Here is a 21255-nt window from a genome sequence, read left to right on the forward strand (position 1 = left end):
AGAAAGGAAAGCAATATGGCAAATACCGTTGTGATCGGCGTGGAAGGCGATGCGGCTCTCTACATGATCGACCTCGATGCGAAGACCGTCGAGCCCATCGAAGCGCTCGGCCAGGACGCCCTGTTGAAGGCGAATGCAATCCGCTCGACGGGTGCGCCCGTCATCAATGGCATCAATTTCGCCGTGAAGGTCGCGCAGGCCCCGGCCCTTTCGGCCGGCCATTTCGACGGTCACTAAGACCGGCGCGATCGGCGAACGTCCGGTCAGGATCGACAAACATCGAGACGACGGGAGGGTTTTACGACCCTCCCGTTGCACGTTTCTAGAGCATCGGTTTCGCCGGAGATGACGGTTACGGGGAACCGTAGGCGGACATTGTCGTTTCTTCTGCATCCAAAAGAGGAGAACGACGATGAAGACCAAGCTCATTCTTGCCACGGCGGCGCTTCTGACCCTGTCGGCAACGGCCTATGCGCAGGATACCGTCATTATTCAGCAGACCGACCCGGTGACCACGGAATCGACGGTCGTCGTGCCGGGTGAAGTTCGCACCTACGTCCTGGAACAGCAGGTTCCCTCGGCCAGCTATGAAGGTGACGTCTTGATCGGCCGGGTGATGCCCGACACCGTGGAAATCCACAGCGTCGATGGCCATTCCGACTATGGTTATACGGTCGTCAACGAACAGCGGGTGATCGTGGACCCGCAAACGCGCACGGTCATCCAGGTGCTGGAATAATTCAGGTGCTGGAATAATTGACAAAGCCCGGCGGTCTCCGCCGGGCTTTGTCTTTGTCTTTGTCTTTTCTCACAAGCTGTCGGAAAGCCGCCCATGCGATCGTCCTTGCCTTGAAGGACAAGGAGGCACCCATGCAGGGGACGGATGACGAGCTGGTGATGTTCGAGAGGGACGGCGCGCCGCCGCTCCCGGCCTCCACCGCAGAAGGTTTTGTCGCGAATGACGGTGCGCGCATCTGGTATGCCGTCCATGGCGCCGGCCCGGCCGTCATCCTGCTGCATGGCGGATTGGGAAATGCCGGAAACTGGGGCTATCAGGTGCCGGCGCTCGTGCAGTCCGGCCGCATGGTCGTCGTGGTCGACAGTCGCGGCCATGGCCACAGCACGCGCGATGCCGTGCCGTTCGGCTATGCCCGCATGGCGGGCGACGTGCTGTCGGTGATGGATCATCTTGGCCTTGAAACGGCGAGCTTCGTCGGCTGGAGCGATGGTGCCTGCACGGCGCTCATCCTTGCCGACAAGCACCCGCAACGCGTCTCCGGCGTGTTTTTCTTTGCCTGCAACATGGACCCGAGCGGCGCGCTTCCCTTCAAGCCGACACCGGTAATCGACCGCTGCTTCAGCCGCCACCGGCAGGACTATCAGGCACTGTCTGCGACGCCGCACGATTTCGAGACATTCGTGGCCGACGTATCGCACATGATGGAGAGCGAGCCGAACTACAGCGCCGAGCAGCTCGCCGGTATCAAAGTGCCCGTCGCCGTGGTGATCGGCGAGAACGACGAATTTATCCGGCGCGACCATGCGGATTATCTGGCCCGCACCATTCCCGGTGCCGAATTGGTGGTTCTCCCCGGCGTCAGCCATTTCGCGCCGTTGCAACGACCGGAGTTGTTCAACCGCGCGGTTCTCGATTTTCTTGACCGGATCGATTGAGGCTTACACCTGGCTCTGGAGCCATTGCACGAATTTGCGCAGCGCCTTTTCGTTGCCGCGCCGCTCCAAATGGACGAGATACCAGCCGCCGGGCTGCATGACGTCGGAGGCGAGCGGGGCGACGAGCGCGCCGCTGGCGATATCGCCTTCCACCAGGAAGGCCGGCACGACGACGAGCCCCTGCCCGTTGATCGCCGCCTCGATGGCGAGCAGGTTGCTGTCGAAGAGCGGCGAGGATTTTTGCGAGTGGGCGGTGGCACCAACGCTCGCTGCCCAGGTCGCGGCGTCCTCGGTGGTGCCGCTGACGGCGAGGAACGAGAAATGCCGAAGGTCCTCCGGCGCCTTGATCGCCTTGGCGATGGCGGGCGAACAGACGCCGACGAGCCGCTCGCGGCGCAAAAGCGTATAGGTCAGGTTCGGCCGGTTCGGCGTGCGGGTGTAGATGAAGCCGATATCGGCGCGGTCGGGATTGAACTCCCAGTCGAGCAGGCTCGCATCGAGGCTGACGGCGACTTCGGGCGAGGCTTCCTTGAAGGTTTGCAACCGCGGGATCAGCCAGCGCACGGCGACGGTCACATAGACCTGCACCGTCAGCGCGGCCGGCGTGTTGGTCTGGCGGATGAGGTCCGTGGTGAGCGCGATCCGGTCAAGCGCGTCTTGCACGACGGGAAAGTAGATCGCGCCCGCCTCGCTCAGTTCCACGCGGCCGGGCAGCCGAAGGAACAGCGGCGTGCCGAGATTGCGCTCCAGCGAGGCAACCTGATGGCTAATCGCGGATTGCGTGACGCGCAACTCCTCGGCGGCCGCCTTGAAGCTCAGGAGCCGCGCCGCCGCCTCGAAGGCCCGCAGCGTCGTCAGGGGCGGCAGGATTCGCCGGACCATTTTTGCAACCCATATGAATTTTACTCATGTAGACGTTAATTCTAATCGTTTGCAAGCCGGGCGCCCCGTTTTCATACTCCCGCCATAATCCGAAAACGGGGAACCGAAATGAAACGAGATCTTCTGAGAATCACGGCGCTCGCCGTGGCCATGGCCGCCTGCGCGCTTTCGACGGCCGCCTTCGCCCAGCAAAGCTGCGTGCGCGTGCTCGGCTACGAATCCGATGGCGAAAAGCAGACGATGGACCCGGCAGCGCTGATCGGCACCGACAGTGTTTACCACATCCGCGCGGTCTACGAGCCGCTTGTCGACCGCAGCAACACGATGCAGCCGGTGCCGGTGCTTGCCGAATCCTGGGAAGCCAATGCCGACGCGACGGAATGGACCTTTCATCTGCGCAAGGGCGTGAAGTTCCACGACGGCTCGGATTTCGACGCCAAGGACGTCGTCTACTCCTATCGCCGCCTGCTCGACCCCGCGATCTCGCCGGGCGGTTTTTCCACCCTCGCCTTCCTCGATGCAGACGGCATCACCGCCGTCGACGACCACACGGTGCGCTTCAAGGTGAAGCAGCCCGTCGTCGAGCTACCGATGTTGATCGCCACCAAATATGCGCTGATGGTGCCCGAAGGGGCCAAAGCGGAGGATTTGCGCGTCAAGGGCAACGGCACCGGCCCGTTCGTGCAGGAGACCTTCACCATCAACGGCGCGGTGCGTGTGATGGCACGCAACCCGGCCTATTGGCGCGCCGGCCTGCCGAAAGCCGATTGCCTGGAGATCACCACCAGCCTGGAGCCGACCTCCCGTCTTTCCGCGCTCTTGTCCGGCACGGTCGACCTGTCGCTGACGGTCGATCCGGCGAGCCTCATCACGCTGAAGGACAATCCCGCCGTGGAGCTTGCCGCCACGCCCGGGGCGACTTCGCTCTATCTCGCGGTGTGGACGGATACGCCGCCCTTCGACGACGTCAGGGTGCGCCAGGCGATGAAGCTGGTGATGGATCGCCAGAAGATCGTCGATACCGTGCTGCTCGGTTATGGCGAGGTCGGCGGCGATACGCCGATCCCGCTCTCCTCGCCGCTCGGCCTCGGCACACCGGCCCAGACGGCCGATATCGAGAAGGCCACGGCGCTGCTCGCCGAGGCCGGTCACGCGGATGGCATCGACTTCGATCTCTACACGTCGGATTCCTATCCCGGCATGATGCTGCTTGCCCAGGTCTATGCCCAGATGGCGGCACCCGCCGGTATCCGCGTCAATGTCATCACCTCGCCGGCCGAAGGCTATTGGGACACGATCTGGCTGAAGAAGCCGGCCGTCATTTCCTACACCAGCGCCCGCCCGCCGGCCGAAGCCCTGACGCTGTCGCTGAACAGCAAGTCCGAATGGAACGAGACGCACTGGAAACGTGACGATTTCGATGCGCTGGTCGTCAAGGCCGGGCAGACGGCAGACGAGACGCAGCGCAACGTGCTCTACCGCGATGCCCAGCGCATCGTCGCCGATGAAGGCGGCATGATCCTGCCGGTTTTCACCTCCGTCGTCGCAGGCCTGCGCAAGGGCTGCACCGGCTACCAGCCGAATGTCGACGTGAACCGCATCGACTATGCGAACCTGAGCTGCGGCGAGTAACCGCCCATTTTACCCAAGCCCAAGACAACCGCATCCACGGGGCAATCCGCCCCGTGGAAGAGGATAGCTGCATGACCACTTCCGCCCTGACCACCTTCCTCATCTGTTTCGCCGATGCGCTTGAGCAGGACGCGCGGCCCGTCTCGCGGTCGCATGCCGCCCGGCTCCGCCGCCTTGCCGAGCGCCTGCCGCCCATTCGCGACGTGGTGCCGGCCCGCGTGCCGATCCAGGCGGCCTGCGAGACCGAACTCGCAGCGACCGAAACGCCGCTTGCCCGGGCGCTTGCCGCCCTCCTGCCGGCCGTCCACATTACCCGCAGCACCAGCTATCTCGCCAACCCGCCCAGCAGCGATTTCGGCGCGAACTACGGTTACGGCGTCATCTGCGGCCCGCAGGGTGGCCCGCCGACGCTGATTGAGGATCCCGATATCGCCTTCGGGCTGATGTTCCTGGGGCCGAAGACGCATTATCCGCTGCATCACCACCCCGCCGACGAGCTCTACTATACCGTCACCGCCCCCTCTTTCTGGCGGGCGGGTACGGCGGACTGGACCCGGCGCGGGATCGATGAAATCATCCACCACCCGCCGTGGCTGCCCCATGCGACGCTTGCGGCCGAGCGGCCCCTGGTGCTGCTCTACATCTGGGAGGGCGACCTCGAGACCGATGCCGCCTTCATTCCCGACACCGTGACGGCGGACGCCGCCCTCATTTCCGTGGGATTGGATGCGACATGAGCGTTTTTCGCCTGCTTGCCAGCAGAATCCTGTTCTCCGCGCTGACCCTGCTTCTCGTCTCGGTCCTGATCTTCCTGATCCTGGAGGCGCTTCCCGGCGACGTTGCCACCCGCATCCTTGGCCGTGACGCGACCGCAAGGGCGCTGGAGGTGCTGCGCAGCCAGCTCCACCTCGATCAGCCGGCGCTGGTGCGTTATTTCCACTGGCTCGGGGATTTCCTGCGCGGCGATCTCGGCGTGTCGATCGCCACCGGCCGTCCGATCGCCGACGTGCTCGGCCCCCGCATTGTCAACACGCTGCTGCTCTCGCTCTTCGCCTTCGTGATCTATCTCGTGCTGGCATTGGTTCCGGCGATCATCCAGGCGACGAACCGCGGCAAGGCCGTCGACAACGTCATCTCGGTCATCACGCTCATCCTGCTCTCGCTGCCGGACTTTTTGCTGGCGACGATGTTGCTCTTCCTGTTTGCCGTCGCCGTGCCGATCCTGCCGGCGCTGGCGACGATCTCGGAGGCCAGCACCTGGCAGGAGACGCTGCGCGCCATGGTGCTGCCTGCCGTCACGCTCGCCATCATGATGGCGGTCTATGCCATCCGCGTGCTGCGCGACAGCCTGATCGAGGTGTTGCGCTCGGACTATGTGCGCCTGGCGGAATTGAAGGGCCTGCGCCCCCGCGCCGTGCTCTTCCGCCATGCCCTGCCGAACGCCATCGTGCCGGCGCTCAACGTCACGGCGCTGAACCTCGGCTTTCTCATCGGCGGTGTCGTCATCGTCGAGCGGGTGTTTTCCTATCCGGGCTTCGGCACGCTGCTGATCGATGCGCTGCAACTGCGCGATATTCCGCTGATCAAGGCGACCGTGATGATCAGCGCCGCCGTCTATGTCGCTGCCAATCTCGTGGCGGACGTTCTCGCCATCCTGCTGCAACCGCGCCTGAGGGCAAGCCGATGAGCACGATCACCTCTTCCCCCGCCAAGCGCTTTGCCGGATTCGATGCCGCGCGCTGGCGCGCCACGCCCGGTCCCTTCAAGGTCGGCGCGATCATCCTTCTCGCCCACGCGCTCTTCGCCATCATCGGTGTCTTCTGGACGCCCTACGGCTTTGCCGAAATGGGCGCAGGCCTGCCGCTCTCCGGCGCCTCCTGGCAACACCCGATGGGCCTCGACCAGATCGGCCGCGACGTTTTCAGCCGCTTCATGCATGGCGCGCATATCGTGCTGCTGCTCGCCTTTGCCGGCACCATTCTCGGCATGGTCGCAGGCACCGCGCTCGGTCTTCTCTCCGGCTATATCGGCGGCTGGTTCGACGAAATCACCCAGCGCATCGTCGAGGCGATGATCAGCATTCCCTTCCTCGCGCTCGCCCTGGTCATGATCATCGCCGCAGGCCCGGCGCTTGCCGGCGAGCCAGTTCTCATCGTCTTCGTCGTCGGCCTCGTCTATGCGCCACGCATCGCCCGCATCGCGCGCGCTGCCGCCATGGAGATCGCGACGCGCGAATATGTCGCCGTGGCGGAGCTGCGCGGCGAAGGCACCTGGTCCATCGTCTGGCGCGAAATCCTGCCGAATGCCGCCAATGTGCTGCTGGTCGAGTTCTCGCTGCGCCTCAGCTATGCGCCCATCCTCATCGGCGCGCTCGGCTTCCTCGGTTTCGGCATTCGCCCGCCGACGCCGGAATGGGGCCTGATGATCAGCGAGAACCGCAACCTGCTGATCGCCTCGCCCGTGACGGTGTTCGGCCCGGGCCTCGGCCTCGCCTCCCTCGTCATCGGCTTCAACCTGTTCACCGATGGCCTGTCGCGTATGCTCGGCCAGCGGGCCGTCGCGGGAGCGTAAAATGCAAAAACTCATCGAAGTCCGCAATCTCAACATCGCCTATGGCAGCCCCGCCGGCTGGACCAATGTCGTGCAGGGCGTCTCCTTCGAGATCGCCCGCGGCGAGGCCTTCGGGCTCGTCGGGGAATCCGGCTGCGGCAAGTCCACCGTCGCCTATCGCCTGCTTGGCTACGGCACCGTCAACAGCCTGGTGCAGACCGGCGAGGTGCTGTTCGACGGCACCGACCTGCTGAAACTCGACGCGAAATCGCTCAGACGAATGCGCGGCAACCGCATCGCGCTGGTGCCGCAGAACCCGACGACCTCGCTCAGCCCCGGCATGCGGGTGGGCTCGCAGATCCGCGAGATGATCGCCACCCACAAGGCCTTGCCGCCCGGCATGAGCATGCAGGCGCGCATCGCCGAGCTTTTTGCGCTGGTCGGCCTGCCGGATGTCGGCCATCGCTATCCGCACGAGCTTTCCGGCGGCCAGCAGCAGCGGGTGACGATTGCCATGGCGGTCGCCTGCAATCCCGACCTGCTGGTGCTGGACGAGCCGACGACCGGCCTCGATGTCACCACGCAGCGCCAGATCATCCAGCTTCTCGGCGATCTCAGAAGCCGCATCGGCATGGCGATGCTCTACGTGACGCACGACCTCGCGCTGCTCGCCCAGATCGCGGACCGGGTGGGCGTCATGTATGCCGGCCAGCTCGTCGAGGTCGCGCCCTGCGATCAATTGCTGGCGGCACCGGCGCATCCCTATTCGCGCGGCCTCATCGCCTCGATCCCGACCGTCGCCGGCACGGAACGGCAGGCGCGCGGCCTGCGCGGCGTGCTGCGCCGCGACCAGATGTCCACCGGCTGCAAATTCGAGCCGCGCTGCGATTTTGCGAGCGCCGCCTGTCGCAGCACGCCGCAGGTGCTGGAGCCAGTGGCGGAGACCCGCACTGTCGCCTGCATGAAATGGCGGGAGTCGGCGGTGCCGGAGACACCGGCCGTCAAGCCGCGGCTCGACGCCAAGGCCACGGCCAAGCCGGAGCGCCTGCTCTCGATCGCCGACCTCGATCTTACCTACCGAAAACCGGGCCTTTTCGACAAACTCCTCGGCCGCACCAGCCCATCCGTGGTGCGTGACATCGATCTCGAACTGCGGGCCGGCGAGGTGGTGGCGCTCGTGGGCGAATCCGGCAGCGGAAAATCCACTATTGCCCGCGCCATCAGCGGCCGCCTGCCGCCGCGTGCGGGCCTGATCAGCCTCGATGGCGGCCTGCTCGATCCGGCGCTGAAAAGCCGCTCGGTCGAGCAGTTGCGGCAGATCCAGTACATCTTCCAGAACCCCGACGTCTCGCTCAATCCCCGCCGCCGCATCCGGGCGATCCTGGAGCGCCCGCTCGACCATTTCGGCATCAAGGCCGACGTGAAGACGCTCGAAGGCGTGCTCGAAAATGTCGGCCTGCATGCCGGTTATCTCGATCGGTTCCCAGAGCAGCTTTCCGGCGGCGAGCGGCAGCGCATCGCGATTGCGCGCGCGCTGCTGGTCAATCCCAAACTGCTGATCTGCGACGAGATCCTGTCGGCGCTCGATGTCTCGGTGCAGGCGCGCATCGTCGAACTGCTGCGCTCCCTCAAGGAGAAACACGCCGTTGCCATGCTGTTCATCTCGCACGACCTCGCCGTCGTGCAGCAACTTGCCGACCGGGTTGCGGTGCTCTATCGCGGCGAGTTGATGCAGCTGGCCGAGACCGAAACCCTGCTCGCGGCACCGCTGCATCCCTATACCGAGATGCTGCTGGAAGCGGCACCCGGCCTCAGCAAGGACCATTATGTCTCCCGCCCGCCGGCCATGCCGGCCTCGAAGCCGGTGCCGGGCATCGGCTGCCCGCTCGCCGGCCGCTGTCCCCGGCAGGTCGGCAGCGTCTGCGCCGAGACGCGGCCGCCGGTGCAGGCGACCGGCAGCGGGTTCATCCGCTGCCATGTGCCGGTCGAAAAACTGGCGACCCGCGCGGCACCGCCGGTGGAAAAACGGCCGGCCGCCGTGGTCTAGCTAATACGGGACGCGACGAGTCGGCGCAGGCCCTCGACCTCGCCGTCTTCTAGCGCCCGGACCGCACCCTTTTCCAGATCGCCGAGCGCGAGATTGCCGATCGAGACGCGCACGAGCCGCAGGCAGGCGATGTTCATCGCCTCCAGCATGCGGCGGATCTGGCGGTTGCGGCCTTCATCGAGCTCGATTTCGAGCCAGGAGTTCCTGTCGCCTTCGCGCAGTTTCCGCACGCTTTTCGCGCGCAACAACTCGCCGTCATGGCGCACACCGGCCTGCAGGGCGGCGAGAAGCGTGTCGTCGGCGAGGCTGTCCATCTGGACGTGATAGGTCTTCGAAACATGGGTTTCGGGATCGAGCAGCGCCTGGGCGAATTCCGTGTCGTTGGTAAAAAGCAGCAGGCCTTCGCTCGCCTTGTCGAGACGGCCGACGGGCGAAAGATGCGCGTGGTCGAGCTGTTTCAGGCAATCGTAGACCGTCGGCCGGCCTTCCGGATCGTGCCGGGTGGTGACGAGGCCGCGCGGCTTGTTGAGCATCAGGTAGACCCGCTCTTCCGCTGCGACGGGCTTGCCATCCACGGCGATCACGGCGTTCGAAAGGTCCACCCAGGTCGCCGGATCGGTGACCAGGCGGCCGGCGAGCACCACCCGTCCCGCCAGGATCAGCTCCTCGGCCTGCGTGCGCGAACAATAGCCGAGCTTGGAGAGCGCGCGCGGCAGCGTGACCCGCTTGCCGCCCGGCGCCGGCTCGACCTTTTGACCGGCGGCCGGTTTCTGCCGCTTGCGGATGTCCTTCATGACGCCGTCCTTGAAACCTGCCATATGTCCCGGGATCGGTTGACCCGCCGGCCTTTCTGATTCTAAAGCACCGTCTTAGCAAATAAGTGAGAGTGCGTTGACCCAGGACGATATTACCCGCGAATTCGTGACGCTGCGCGATTACTGGCGCTATGCGATTTCCCGCTTCAACGCCGCCGACCTCAGCTTCGGCCACGGCACGACGACCGCCGGCGACGATGCCGCTTTCCTGCTGCTCGATTCGCTGGACCTGCCGATCGATGCGCTCGATCCCTTCCTCGATGCCCGGCTGCTGCCCTCGGAACGCAAGCTGCTCGCCGAGCGCATCGAGACGCGCGTGACGACCCGCAAACCGTCCGCCTACATCACCGGCCGCGCCTATATCCAGGGCGTGCGGTTCCTTGTCGATGAGCGGGTGATCGTGCCGCGCTCGCATATCGGCGAGATCCTGTTCAATGAATATGTGAATTCGCCGGGTTCGTCCTTCCTGCCCGACCCGATGGCGGTGATCAGTGCCGTCGACATCTGCACCGGCTCCGGCTGCCTGGCGGTGCTGGCGGCGAAGTTCTTCCCCTATGCCGCGGTCGATGCGGTGGATCTCTCCGCCGACGCGCTGGACGTGGCGCGGCTGAACCTCGCGGAACACGAGGTGGAGGATCAGGTCACCCTGCATGAAGGCGACCTCTTCGCGCCGCTTGCCGGCCGGACATACGACCTGATCATCACCAACCCGCCCTATGTCGACCACGCCGCGCTCGGCGCTTTCCCCGCGGAGTTCCGCGCCGAACCGCAGATGGCGCATGACGGCGGCGAGGATGGGCTCGATCTCGTGCGCCAGATCCTGGCGACAGCAGGCGATCACCTCAATCCCGGCGGCGGCATGATCTGCGAGATCGGTTCGGGCCGGGAAATCCTGGAAGAGGAATTCCCCCATCTGGAGTTCCTCTGGCTGGAAACGGCGGAATCCCAGGACGCGGTGTTCTGGATTTCCGCCGAAGCGCTGGGCGTTGCGTGATCGCTACGCCTTGACCCGCAGGCTTTTCGGGTCATAGGCCGGCGAAAGCCAGGCCGTGACCGCGAAGCGCTCGCCGGCCAACTCGACCTCGAAGCGGCCGCTGGTCAAAAAGTCCTTGTCGACGCCGGACGGATGTTCGATCAGGCCAAGCGCCACGGCGCGGCCGAGCGTGTGGCCATAGGCGGCCGAGCGCACTTCGCCGACCGGTTTGCCATCCCGCAGCACCAGCTCGCCACCCCACAGCATGGGCGATGGATCGTCGACCGTGAACTGCACGATGCGTCGCGTCGGGGTGCCATTGGCCTTGGCTTCCACAAGCGCCTTCCGGCCGATAAAGCCGCTCGGCTTGTCGAGCGAGACCGCGAAAGCAAGACCCGCCTCGTAAGGGTTGATATCCGGCGTCAATTCCCGGCTCCAGGCGCGAAAACCCTTTTCCAGCCGCAGTGCTTCCAGCGCGTAATAACCGCAATCCATAAGGCCGAAGTCACGACCCGCCTCCTGCAAGGCCTCGTAGACGCCGACGGCGAATTCCGTCGGCACGATCAGCTCCCAGCCGAGTTCCCCGACATAGGTCATCCGGTTGGCATAGGCTGTGGCATAGCCGATATCGATCTCGCGCACGGTCGCGAAGGGAAAGGCCTCGTTCGAGAGGTCCGCGGAGGTGAGGCGTCCGAGAATGTCGCGCGATCGCGGCCCCATCAGTGCCAGCACGGCATAGGCGGAGGTGACATCGGTCAGCGTGACATGGGCGTCGGCGGGAATGTTCTTGCGGATCCAGTCCGCATCATGCACCGCCTGCGCCGAGCCGGTGATGAGGAGAAAGCGGTCTGCCGCAAGGCGCAACACCGTCAGGTCGCTTTCATAGCCACCGCGCGCGTTCAAGAGGCCCGTATAGATCGACCGACCGATGGCGACGTCGATCTCGGCGGCGCAGATGCGGTTCAGCGCCGCGGCGGCATCGCGCCCCTGCACGAGGAGTTTTGCAAAGGAGGTCTGGTCGAAGAGGCCGGCGGCCTCGCGCGTCGCGGCCATCTCGCGCTTCACGACATCGTGCCAGTTCTGCCGGCCGAAGGCATAGTCCGTCACCGGCGTCTCGCCTTCGCCGGCAAACCAGTTGGCGCGTTCCCAGCCCATTTTCGAGCCGAAGCAGGCACCCTTTGCGGCAAGCCGGTCGTAGAGCGGCGAGCGGCGGAAGGGCCGCGCGGTGTCGAGCTCCCGGTTCGGCCAGGGCATGGCATAGTGCAGGCCGAGCGTTTCCTTGACGCGGTCGTGCAGCCAGCGCGGATTGTTGTTGAAGCCGGCAAAACGGCGGATATCGACCGGCCAGAGGTCCATGGTCGGCGCGCCGTTGACGATCCACTCCGCCAGTGCTCGGCCCGCGCCGCCGGCACTCGCGATGCCCATCGAGTTGAAGCCGGCGCCGACATAAAAGTTCTTCAGCTCCGGCGCCTCGCCGAGGATGAAGTTGTTGTCGGGGGTAAAGCTTTCGGGGCCGTTGTAGAACTTCTTCACCTCGGAGGTCGCGAGCTGCGGCACGCGTTCCAGCGCGCTCTGCATGAGGATCTCGAACTGGTCCCAATCATCCGGCAAGAGGGCGAATTCGAAATCGTCCGGAATGCCCGCCATGCCCCAGGGTTTGGCCTCCGGCTCGAAGCCGCCCATCACGAGGCCGCCGACCTCCTCCTTGAAATAGATGTAACCGTCCGGATCGCGCATGACCGGCAGGTCAGGATGCACGCCCTCGATCTTGCCGGTGACGATATACATGTGCTCGGCCGAATGCAGCGGCACCGAGACGCCGCACATCTGGCCGACCTTGCGCGCCCACTGGCCGGCGCAGTTGACGACGATCTCGGCGGCGATCGCGCCGCGGTCGGTTTCCACGCCGGTGACGGCGCCGTTCCTGGTCGTGATGCTGGTCACCCGCACGCGTTCGAAGATGCGAGCGCCGCGGTTGCGCGCGCCCTTGGCGAGCGATTGCGTGAGGTCGGTGGGGTTCGCCTTGCCGTCGCCCGGCAGCCAGACGGCGCCCGCGAGATCGTCGATCGCCATGACCGGCCAGAGGTCCTGCGCCTCCTTCGGCGAAATCACTTCGATGTCGACGCCCTGAGCGCGGGCCGAGGCGGCGGTGCGTTTCAGCACGGTCATGCGGTCGGCGGTGCGGGCCACGGAAACGGAGCCGCAATTCTTCCAGCCGGTGGCGAGGCCGGTTTCGGCCTCCAGCTCGCTATAGAGCTGCGTCGAATATTTGATGAGGCTCGTCATGTTGGCATGGCTGCGCAACTGGCCGACGAGACCGGCCGCGTGCCAGGTGGTGCCGCCGCTGAGCTGTCCCTGTTCGAGCAGCACGACATCGCGCCAGCCGAGCTTGCTCAAGTGATAGGCGACCGAACAGCCGATGATGCCGCCGCCGATGATGACGACCTGTGCCTGTGTTGGAAAATCCTGTGCCATGTGACGACCTCCCGGAACCATGGAAGGCCGCACTGTAACAAGGTGCCGGCAGATAACAAGACAAAAAGTTACAAAAGATTACATTATCTCACGTCGAGACGATCAGGCTCGGCCCTTTCCGCTCCAGCGCCTCGCAGATCGCCTCCGGTGGACGGCGGTCGACGATGACCCCGGCGGCCAGTTCGAAACGCGGAATACGCAGCGGTGTCAGGCGGCCGAACTTGGAACTGTCGAGTACGAAATAGGCTTTTCCCGCCAGTGCTGCCATGCGCGAGCGCTGCTCGGCGCCGCTGCGGGTAAAATCCGTCACCTCGCCGTCCGGCGACAGGCCGCCGCCGCCGAGGAAGGCGACATCCACCCGGAAATGGCTGATCGCCTCCAGCGCATCAATGCCGACGGCGGCCTCCTCCACCGGGTCGATCTCGCCGCCGAGCATGTGCACGCGCACCAGCGGCTGGCGGCACATCAGCAGCGCGATGGACAGCGACGTGGTGCAGATTGTCAGGTTCTTGCGCTCGATCAGCGCCTGCGCGACGGCGAGCGTCGTCGTGCCGGAATCGAGGAAGACCACCATGCCGTCGCGCACCAGATCCGCAGCCGTGCGGCCGATTGCGGCCTTGGCCCCGGCATTCTCTTCGCGCCGTTCCGTGAACGCCGCCTCGGTCGGTTCGAACAACGTGGCGCCGCCGTGCACGAGATCGAGCTGGCCGCGGTCCGCCAGGTGTTTGAGGTCGCGGCGGATCGTCTGCCGCGACACGTCGAAGAAGTCGGCGAGCGCAGTGATGCTCACCGTTCCATCCGCAGCGAGGCGGCGAAGAATCTCGCCATGGCGGCGGGGCGCGAGGGCGCGGGTGTTTTGAGACTCTGACATGGTCCTATCTGCGATCATTTTTGTCGCTTTGACAAGCAGGGCGGGAAAATCCTCGATTTGTGGCGGTTTGACGCCTTTGCAGCGCAGGAAATTCGGCCGAAAGCGCCCTCTCCACGTCCAAATATGTTGCAAAATGTAATTATTATTTGCATTATTCGCCCATACCGCATTGGGAGGAAAACGATGCAACAGGCATGTGCACAGACCGGCAGCTTCACCTTCTATCTGCTCGATGGTTATGCGCTGCATGCCTTTTCCGCGGCGACCGAGGCGCTGCGCCTAGCCAATGAAGCGGCCGGCCGGGTGGTCTATGACTGGCGGATCGTGACGGGGGATGGCGGGCCGGTCCAATCGTGCTGCGGCTCGCGCCTTGCGGCCGATGGTTCGCTCGCCGAGGCGCGCGACCGGCTGCACCAGGCCGGGCATCCGCGCGTCGTCATCTGCGGCGGACGCGCCGTGCCGCCGTCCGACCGGGCGCTTGAAGGCTGGCTGCGGCTTTGCCGGCGCTGCCGCGTTCCGCTCGCAGGCATTGCTGGCGGGCTTTACAGCCTCGCGCGGGCCGGCGTGCTCGATGGGCGCCGTTCGGCCGTGCACTGGGAGCATTTCCCGGACTTTTCGGAACGGTTTACAGCGGTCGATGCCCGCCAGACGGCGTTCGAGATCGACGGCGATCTTTTTACCTGTGCCGGCGGCAATGCGCCGTTCGACATGATGCTCGGTATCGTCGAGGCCGATTTGGGGCAGGATATCGCCAACCGCATCTGTGAGATGGCACTTTGCGAGCGCGTGCGGCCGGCCGGTGAGCGCCAGCGCCTGCCGCTTCAGGCGCGCCTCGGCATCGACAATGCGGTGTTGATCGCGGTCATCGAGCAGATGGAGGCCAACCTATCCGAGCCGCTGAAGCTCGCCGACATCTCGCCGGCAACCGGTCTCTCCCGGCGCAAGATGGAGCGCCTGTTCCGCCGTGAAATGGGGCGGTCGCCGGCGCGCTACTATCTCGACATGCGTCTGGAACGGGCGCACCTGCTGCTGCAGAACTCGTCGCTGCCCGTCATCGAGATCGCCATGGCCTGCGGCTTTTCCACCGCCTCGCACTTCTCGCGGACCTACCGGGAGCATTATGGCTGCACGCCGCAGCAGACGCGGATGGCGGAAACGGAACGGCGCCGGCTCGACCGGCCGGAGCGACGCGTTGCCTGAAAGGGAAGGTGCCGGGTGCTCCAGAGCATTTCCAGCCGAAGCGGCATCGCTTGGGCGTCGGATAATGCGGCAAAAACAAAAACCTAGAGCATTTCCGGTGAACCGAAGTTCACCGGAAATGCTCTAGCACCCGGCATGGGCCGTGTGCTATCGCCAGGCCTGGGTGCGGGCCAGCAGGCCGCGCGCGATCAGCGCGTGGATCAGCTTGGCGGCGACATTCGTGTAGAAGATCATCATGCCCATGGCCGCTGCCGGGGCGATATCGCCGGCATCGTCCATGTTGAGCACGGCGACGGAAGCGAGCTTCGTATCCGTGGCGTAGAGGAAGACAACCGCCGAGACCGTCGTCATCGCATTGACAAAGAGATAGATCGCGATGTTGAGGATCGCCGGCAGGCAGACCGGCACGGTGACCCGGAAGAACAGCCGGTGGAACGGCTGCTTGAGGGAGGCCGCCACGGATTCGAATTCCGGGTCCATCTGTTTCAGCGCTGTCAGCGCCGTCAGGTGCGCGACGGTGTAGAAGTGCGTCACCGTCGAGACGACGAGGATCGTCATCGTGCCGTAGATGGCGTTGAGCGGATTGGCCGGATTGTTGAAGAAGAAGATATAGGCAAGGCCCAGCACCATGCCCGGCACGGCCATCGGCATCATCGCGAGAAAATGGAAGATGCCGCGGCCGAGGCGGAAACCATCCGCCTTTTCCACCATATAGGCGCCGGCGAAGACGACGAGCGAGCCGAACAGCGCCGTCAGGAGGGCGAGTTGGATCGAATTGCCATAGGCCGCCCAGCCGCCGCCATCCATCAGGTCGAAGGCGAAATTCTTTGTCGTCAGCGTCAGGTCGTAGGGCCAGAATTTCACCAGCGCCGCGATCTGGCACATGGCGATCATGCCGAGGATGAACAGGCTGACGAGGCAGGCGAAGGCAAAGCAGATCGCGTCCAGCCGGGCGTTGGGCTTCGGCGAATAGGGCACGGCGCGTGCGGAGAGCAACGCCACCTGGCGCTTCTGCATGCGCCGGTCGACGGCGAAGGCGAGGATGGCCGGCACCAGAAGGATGACGGAGACGACCGCGCCCATTTCGAAATTCTGCTGGCCGATCACCTGCTTGTAGATGTCGACGGCGAGCATGCCATATTGCCCTCCGATTACCTTGGGCAGGCCGAAATCGGTGATGACCAGCGTGAAGACGACGAAGGCGGCCGAGACGAGGCCGTAGCGCGCGCCCGGCACCGTGACGGTGGTGAATGTGCGCCATTTGCTGGCCTTCAGCGAGGCCGCCGCTTCGTAATGCCGTGCATCGGCGACGGAGAGCGCGGTCAGGATGATCAGGAAGGCGTGCGGCAGGGTGAAGAAGACCGAGCCGATGACGATGCCGATCGGACCATAGATGGAGTAGCCCATCAGCCAGTCCTTGAAGACACCCTGGTTGCCGAAGAGGTAGACGAGAGCGATGCCGGGCAGCAGCGATGGCACGAGGATCGGGATCGTCAGGATGCCGCGAAACAGGCCCTTCAGCGGCATGCAGCTTCGCGTCAGCCCATAGGCGAGCGCGAAGGCGATGGAGATCGTCACCACCGTGCTGATCGCCGCCATCAGCACCGAATTGTAGATGGAACGGGCAAGGGCCGGCGTCGAAAAATAGGTCTTGAAGTTTTCCAGGCCGAGGCTGCTTGCCGGTCGCAGAACGACGCGCCGGAACGTGCCGGAATCGTATTCCCGCCATTCCGTGCCCTTTTCCAGCGTCGAGCCCGCGAGGAAAGCCGTGTCGGCGCTCGTGCCGCGGATGCGGTATTGGACGGGGCTGCGGAAGCTGAAGTCCGGGAAGAATTTCGTGGCGGCAAGCCGGCCGTCGGAACTGCTGTCGAGCTCCTCATCCGTGATGGCGCCGAGCTGTTGGTTGAGCGCCTCCGCGGTGACGACCGGACCCCAGTTGGCGCCCGTCTCGTCGCTCACCTGGAATTCGAAGGCGGCGAGGTCGAAGCGGTAGGTCGATAGCGATTTCGACAGCATGACGGCGAGCGGCGCGCCAAGTGCGATGATCAGGTAGAGTCCGATGACGGCCATGAAGCCGAGCTTGATGCGGTCGTCGCGCGAGGATTCCTGCCGGACGCGCTTGCCGGGCGGGGCGAAGTCGAGTGCAAGCGTCATCGTCATGCCCCCCTCGGAAAGAGCAGCAGGCGGTCTTGCGGGATCTCCACCTGGATGACGCCGCCCGTCTCGATCTGCAGCCGGCGCACCGCGTTGACGGAGAAATCGGCGACGAGCGTGCGCTCGCCGAGCCGCGGGGCCGTCAGCCGCGTGCGCCAGAACATGCCGAGGAATTCCATCTCGCGCACTTCGGCATCGATGAGGTTCTGCGGCGTCGTCGGCCGGTCGATGGCGTTGACGGCATGCGCATAGGCGCCATGCGGAATGATATCGACCGGGCGCACGACGGAGGTCGCGGTGTCGCCCGTCGCGAAATCCTCCGTCAGACAGCGGAAGGCCGAATGGCCGATCTCGACCTGGCCGTCAGGCAGCACTTTCGCGGGAAACTGGTTGGTCTCGCCGATGAAGTCCGCGACGAACAGGGTTTTCGGATGGCGGTAGATTTCGGTCGGCGAGCCGACCTGCTCGATGACGCCGTGATTCATCACCACGATGCGATCCGCCATGGCGAGCGCTTCTTCCTGGTCGTGCGTCACCATGATCGTCGTGACGCCGAGCTTGCGTTGCAGCGACTTGATCTCGTGGCGCAGGTGCACGCGCACCTTTGCATCAAGCGCCGATAGCGGCTCGTCGAGCAAAAGCAGGCCGGGGGAAATGGCGATGGCGCGGGCAAGCGCGATGCGCTGCTGCTGGCCGCCGGAAAGCTGGGCGGGATATTTTTTGCCATGCGCCGAAAGGCCGACCGTTTCCAGGAGTTCCGTGACGCGCGCGGTAATCTCCGCCCGGGAGCGGCCGGCGTTTTCCAGGCCGAAGGCGATGTTCTGTTCGATCGTCAGGTTGGGGAAGAGCGCATAGGACTGGAAGACGATGCCGTAATCGCGGCTGGAGGCCGGCAGGCTTGAAATGTTGCGGCCGCCCTGGAGAATTTTTCCGTGGGACTGGAGATCGAGGCCGGCGATGGCCCGGAGCAGGGTCGTCTTGCCGCAGCCGGAAGGGCCGAGGAAACAGACGAATTCGCCCTTGGCGATACTGAGGGAAATGTCGCGCAGCGCTACGAAATCGCCATAACTCTTCCAGAGATCGGTGATTTCGAGATAGGAAGCCGCCTCTCCGGGCGCGCGGTGAATGCTCGTGGGTGTCGGTTCGATCGACATGGCATGTCTCATCTGCAAGCTCCGCTGGCTGTCAGGCACGTTTCGAGAATGCGAAGGGCGGAGCGATTGGCGCCCCGCCCGGCCGATCGATCTCAGCTCTTCGGTTCCGACTTGGCGTCGTAGCGCTTCTGCCATTCCTTCAGGATGGTGGCGCGGTTGTTCGCGGCCCATTCGAAGTCGTTTTCGATCATCTTGGAGGCGATGTCGGACGGCAGGTGTTCGACTGCCTTGGCGACGCCCGGATAGGCGACCACGGCGTAACCGACATTGTACATCTCGTTGGCTTCCTTGGTGACGGACCAGTCGACCAGGGTCTTTGCGGCCTCGAGGTTTGCCGTGCCGGCGATGATCGCCGTCGCCTCGGCTTCCCAGCCCGAGCCTTCGGAGGGGAAGATGATGTCGATCGGCGCGCCGGCGCTTTTCGCCTTGGCGCCGGGGAACTCGAAGGACACGCCGATCACCGCTTCGCCGGCGCCCGCCATCTTGCAGGGTTTCGAGCCGGAATGGGTATAGGCCGAGATGTTTTCGTGCAGCTTGTCCATGAAGGACCAGGCCTTCTCCTCGCCCCACATCTGCACCCAGCCCGAGACATCGAGGAAGCCGGTGCCGGAGGAGGCCGGGTTCGGCATGACGATATGGCCCTTGTATTCCGGTTTCGTCAGGTCTTCCCAGCTCGTCGGCGCCTTGAGGCCGAGCTTTTCGCCCTCCACGGTGTTGTAGCAGAGGGCCGCGACATAGGCGTCCATACCGACCCAGCTCGGCGGGTTGTCCTTGTCGACGAATTTCTTGTCGAGTGCCTCGACGCCCTTCGGCGCATAGCCTTCCAGCATGCCCTCGGTCTTGAGGAGCAGCAGCGACGTCGCGGCCAGCCCCCAGACGACGTCGGCCTGCGGATTGTCCTTTTCGGCGAGCAGCTTTGCCGTCATGACGCCGGTGGAATCGCGCACCCAGTTGATCGTGATGTCGGGGTGGGCCTTCTCGAAGGTCGCCTTGTAGCGATCGAGATCGACGGCCTCGACGGCGGTGTAGACGGTGAGTTCACTCTGGGCGAAGGCAATGGTCGGAAAGACGGCGGACATGGCGCCGGCAAGCAGAAAAAGCATGCGTCTGTTCATGATTGAAAATCTCCTCTGAAGGCCTGGAAAAACCGGGGAAGCGCGGCGGGTGATCTAGCTGTCGCCCTTTGATGATCGGCTTCGAGAGGCATTCTGCGCAGGGGTTTTCGGTAAGTAAAATTTATTATTCTTATCGTTCGGAAGGTAGAATCTATAGGTTACGGGCCGCGAAAACGGTCCTTTTCGGCAACGAAAAAAGGGAGCCGCGCGAAGGCAGCTCCCAGAAAGGGTGATCTCGCAGGGGTTTACCTAGATCACCAGGGCAGGGAAAAGGTCTTGACGTTGGTAAAGCTCTTCATCGCCTCGATGACGCCTTCCTTGTAGCCGTTTCCGGAATCCTTGATGCCGCCGAAGGGGGACATCTCGATGCGGTAGCCAGGCACTTCCCAGATGTTCACCGTGCCGACCTTCAGCCCCGCAATGTATTTCTGCATGCGGCGGAAATCGTTGGTGCAGACGCCGGAGGAGAGGCCGAAGGCGGTCGAGTTGGAAAGCGCGATCAGCGCATCGTCGTCATCCGGCGCGCGGACGATCGGGATGATCGGCGCGAAGGTTTCCTCCATCACCAGCTCGCTTGCATGCGAGACGCGGTCGATGACGATCGGCGGCAGCAGGGCGCCCTGCCGGCCCGGATTGTACAGGATCTCCGCCCCCTCCTCCGCCGCCTTGTGCACGCGGCGTTCGAATATCTCCGCGGCCTTGGCATGCACGACCGTGCCGAGATCCGTCTTGCGGTCCATCGGATCGCCGAACCGGAGCTTCTTCGCCCGCTCCAGCACCAGCGGCACGAAGCGATCGGCGACGCGCTCCTGGCAGAGGATGCGTTTGACGGCCGTACAGCGCTGGCCGGAATTCTTCGTCGCACCCGCCACCGCGAGGTCGGCGGCTCTGGCGAGATCGTCGTCCGATAGGTCGTTGAGGATGATCAGCGGGTCATTGCCGCCGAGTTCGAGGATCTGGCGCTTGTAATGCGCATGCGAGGCGATCAGCTTTCCCACCGGCACGCTGCCGGTGAAGGTGATCAGGTCGAAATTCGGGTTGGTAATCATCTCCATGCCGATATCGCCCGGCCAACCGGTGACGACGGAGAGCATTTCCGGCGGCAGGCCGGCTTCATAGAGAATGTCGGCCAGTACCAGCGCCGTCATCGGCGTCAGTTCCGTCGGCTTCAGCACCACGCAATTGTTGGTGGCGATGGCCGGCGCCACCTTGTGCGCCACCATGTTGAGCGGATGGTTGAAGGGCGTGATTGCCGAAATGGCGGTCAGCGGCTCGCGGGTGGTGAAGATCTTGCGCGCCTTGCCGTGCGGGGTGAGGTCGCAGGAGAAGATTTCGCCGTCGTCATGGATGCACATCTGCCCGGAAAGCGTGAAGACATCGAAGGCGCGGCCCACTTCATAGAGCGAGTCCTGCTTGGAAATGCCGAGCTCCAGCGTGATGAGATCGGACACTTCCTCCTTGCGGGCGACCAGCAATTCGGCCGCCTTGAGCAGGATGCGCTGCCGCTCGTAGCGCGTCAGCTTCGGCTGGTAGGTGGCGGCAATCTCGAAGGCCTTGCGGGCATGTTCGGCATTGCCCGCCGGAACGGTGCCGATGACGGCATCGTTCCAGGGATAGTGCACCTCGACCACGCCTTCGGTATCGACCTTCTTGCCGGCGATCCGCATCGGTTCGTGGCGGATCGCGAATGTCGTTTCGACCTTGGTCATCATT

Annotated in this window: 18 protein-coding genes; 10 read left to right on the top strand and 8 right to left on the bottom strand. The window is 64.4% G+C overall.

The window, feature by feature from the left end; genetic code table 11:
* Positions 1–15: 15 nt before the first annotated feature.
* From GB927_RS08420 to GB927_RS08430, 3 genes are all read left to right on the top strand, one after another.
* Positions 16–237, top strand: a complete 222-nt coding sequence (locus GB927_RS08420) for a hypothetical protein (protein WP_256116266.1) — start codon at positions 16–18, stop codon at positions 235–237.
* Between the two features lie 175 nt (positions 238–412).
* Positions 413–739, top strand: coding sequence for a DUF1236 domain-containing protein (locus GB927_RS08425; RefSeq protein WP_256116267.1), 327 nt, complete (start codon positions 413–415; stop codon positions 737–739).
* 131 nt (positions 740–870) lie between these two features.
* On the top strand, positions 871–1674 hold the full coding sequence (locus tag GB927_RS08430) for an alpha/beta fold hydrolase (protein WP_256116268.1): 804 nt from the start codon (positions 871–873) through the stop codon (positions 1672–1674).
* Between the two features lie 3 nt (positions 1675–1677).
* On the opposite strand, the gene GB927_RS08435 is transcribed toward GB927_RS08430, so the two are convergent.
* A complete protein-coding gene (locus GB927_RS08435; RefSeq protein WP_256116270.1) occupies positions 1678–2556 on the bottom strand; it encodes a LysR substrate-binding domain-containing protein in 879 nt (292 codons plus the stop codon).
* 108 nt (positions 2557–2664) lie between these two features.
* Here GB927_RS08435 and GB927_RS08440 point away from each other — a divergent pair, with 108 nt between their 5' ends.
* From GB927_RS08440 to GB927_RS08460, 5 genes are all read left to right on the top strand, one after another.
* Complete coding sequence (locus GB927_RS08440) at positions 2665–4188, top strand: ABC transporter substrate-binding protein (protein ID WP_256116272.1); 1524 nt, start codon at positions 2665–2667, stop codon at positions 4186–4188.
* A 71-nt stretch (positions 4189–4259) separates the two neighbouring features.
* Positions 4260–4925 carry a dimethylsulfonioproprionate lyase family protein gene (locus tag GB927_RS08445; RefSeq protein WP_256116273.1) on the top strand — a complete coding sequence of 222 codons (666 nt, stop codon included), beginning with the start codon at positions 4260–4262 and terminating at the stop codon, positions 4923–4925.
* Positions 4922–5875: an ABC transporter permease gene (locus GB927_RS08450; protein WP_256116274.1), complete on the top strand. Its 954-nt coding sequence runs from the start codon at positions 4922–4924 to the stop codon at positions 5873–5875. Before GB927_RS08445 ends, GB927_RS08450 begins: the two co-directional genes overlap by 4 nt.
* Positions 5872–6759 (top strand): ABC transporter permease, encoded by an 888-nt coding sequence (locus GB927_RS08455; RefSeq protein WP_256116275.1) that lies wholly within the window; start codon positions 5872–5874, stop codon positions 6757–6759. Before GB927_RS08450 ends, GB927_RS08455 begins: the two co-directional genes overlap by 4 nt.
* 1 nt (position 6760) lies before the next feature.
* Positions 6761–8785, top strand: a complete 2025-nt coding sequence (locus GB927_RS08460) for a dipeptide ABC transporter ATP-binding protein (RefSeq protein WP_256116276.1) — start codon at positions 6761–6763, stop codon at positions 8783–8785.
* Here GB927_RS08460 and GB927_RS08465 read toward each other — a convergent pair.
* Positions 8782–9570, bottom strand: coding sequence for a pseudouridine synthase (locus GB927_RS08465; protein WP_256116962.1), 789 nt, complete (start codon positions 9568–9570; stop codon positions 8782–8784). The genes GB927_RS08460 and GB927_RS08465 overlap by 4 nt on opposite strands.
* Before the next feature lie 106 nt (positions 9571–9676).
* Here GB927_RS08465 and prmB point away from each other — a divergent pair, with 106 nt between their 5' ends.
* A complete protein-coding gene (gene prmB, locus GB927_RS08470) occupies positions 9677–10594 on the top strand; it encodes a 50S ribosomal protein L3 N(5)-glutamine methyltransferase (protein WP_256116277.1) in 918 nt (305 codons plus the stop codon).
* Positions 10595–10597: 3 nt separating this feature from the next.
* Here the strand turns inward: prmB and GB927_RS08475 are convergent, their stop codons facing one another.
* Complete coding sequence (locus GB927_RS08475) at positions 10598–13048, bottom strand: GcvT family protein (RefSeq protein WP_256116278.1); 2451 nt, start codon at positions 13046–13048, stop codon at positions 10598–10600.
* 88 nt (positions 13049–13136) lie between these two features.
* Complete coding sequence (locus tag GB927_RS08480; protein WP_256116279.1) at positions 13137–13919, bottom strand: DeoR/GlpR family DNA-binding transcription regulator; 783 nt, start codon at positions 13917–13919, stop codon at positions 13137–13139.
* 183 nt (positions 13920–14102) lie between these two features.
* Between GB927_RS08480 and GB927_RS08485 the strand changes: the two genes are divergently transcribed.
* Positions 14103–15119 (top strand): GlxA family transcriptional regulator, encoded by a 1017-nt coding sequence (locus GB927_RS08485; RefSeq protein ID WP_256116280.1) that lies wholly within the window; start codon positions 14103–14105, stop codon positions 15117–15119.
* A gap of 147 nt (positions 15120–15266) precedes the next feature.
* Here GB927_RS08485 and GB927_RS08490 read toward each other — a convergent pair whose 3' ends face one another.
* From GB927_RS08490 to phnY, 4 genes are all read right to left on the bottom strand, one after another.
* The gene (locus GB927_RS08490) at positions 15267–17273 is read right to left on the bottom strand and encodes a putative 2-aminoethylphosphonate ABC transporter permease subunit (RefSeq protein ID WP_256116965.1); all 2007 of its coding nucleotides are present in this window, start codon (positions 17271–17273) and stop codon (positions 15267–15269) included.
* Between the two features lie 2 nt (positions 17274–17275).
* Positions 17276–18439 (bottom strand): putative 2-aminoethylphosphonate ABC transporter ATP-binding protein, encoded by a 1164-nt coding sequence (locus tag GB927_RS08495; protein WP_256116281.1) that lies wholly within the window; start codon positions 18437–18439, stop codon positions 17276–17278.
* An 80-nt stretch (positions 18440–18519) separates the two neighbouring features.
* Positions 18520–19530 (bottom strand): putative 2-aminoethylphosphonate ABC transporter substrate-binding protein, encoded by a 1011-nt coding sequence (locus tag GB927_RS08500; RefSeq protein ID WP_439655484.1) that lies wholly within the window; start codon positions 19528–19530, stop codon positions 18520–18522.
* A 266-nt stretch (positions 19531–19796) separates the two neighbouring features.
* Positions 19797–21251, bottom strand: coding sequence for a phosphonoacetaldehyde dehydrogenase (gene phnY, locus GB927_RS08505; protein WP_256116283.1), 1455 nt, complete (start codon positions 21249–21251; stop codon positions 19797–19799).
* Positions 21252–21255: the final 4 nt, after the last annotated feature.

It is taken from the genome of Shinella lacus, from assembly GCF_010994755.1.
In the GTDB taxonomy this organism is placed as follows: Bacteria; Pseudomonadota; Alphaproteobacteria; order Rhizobiales; family Rhizobiaceae; genus Shinella; species Shinella lacus.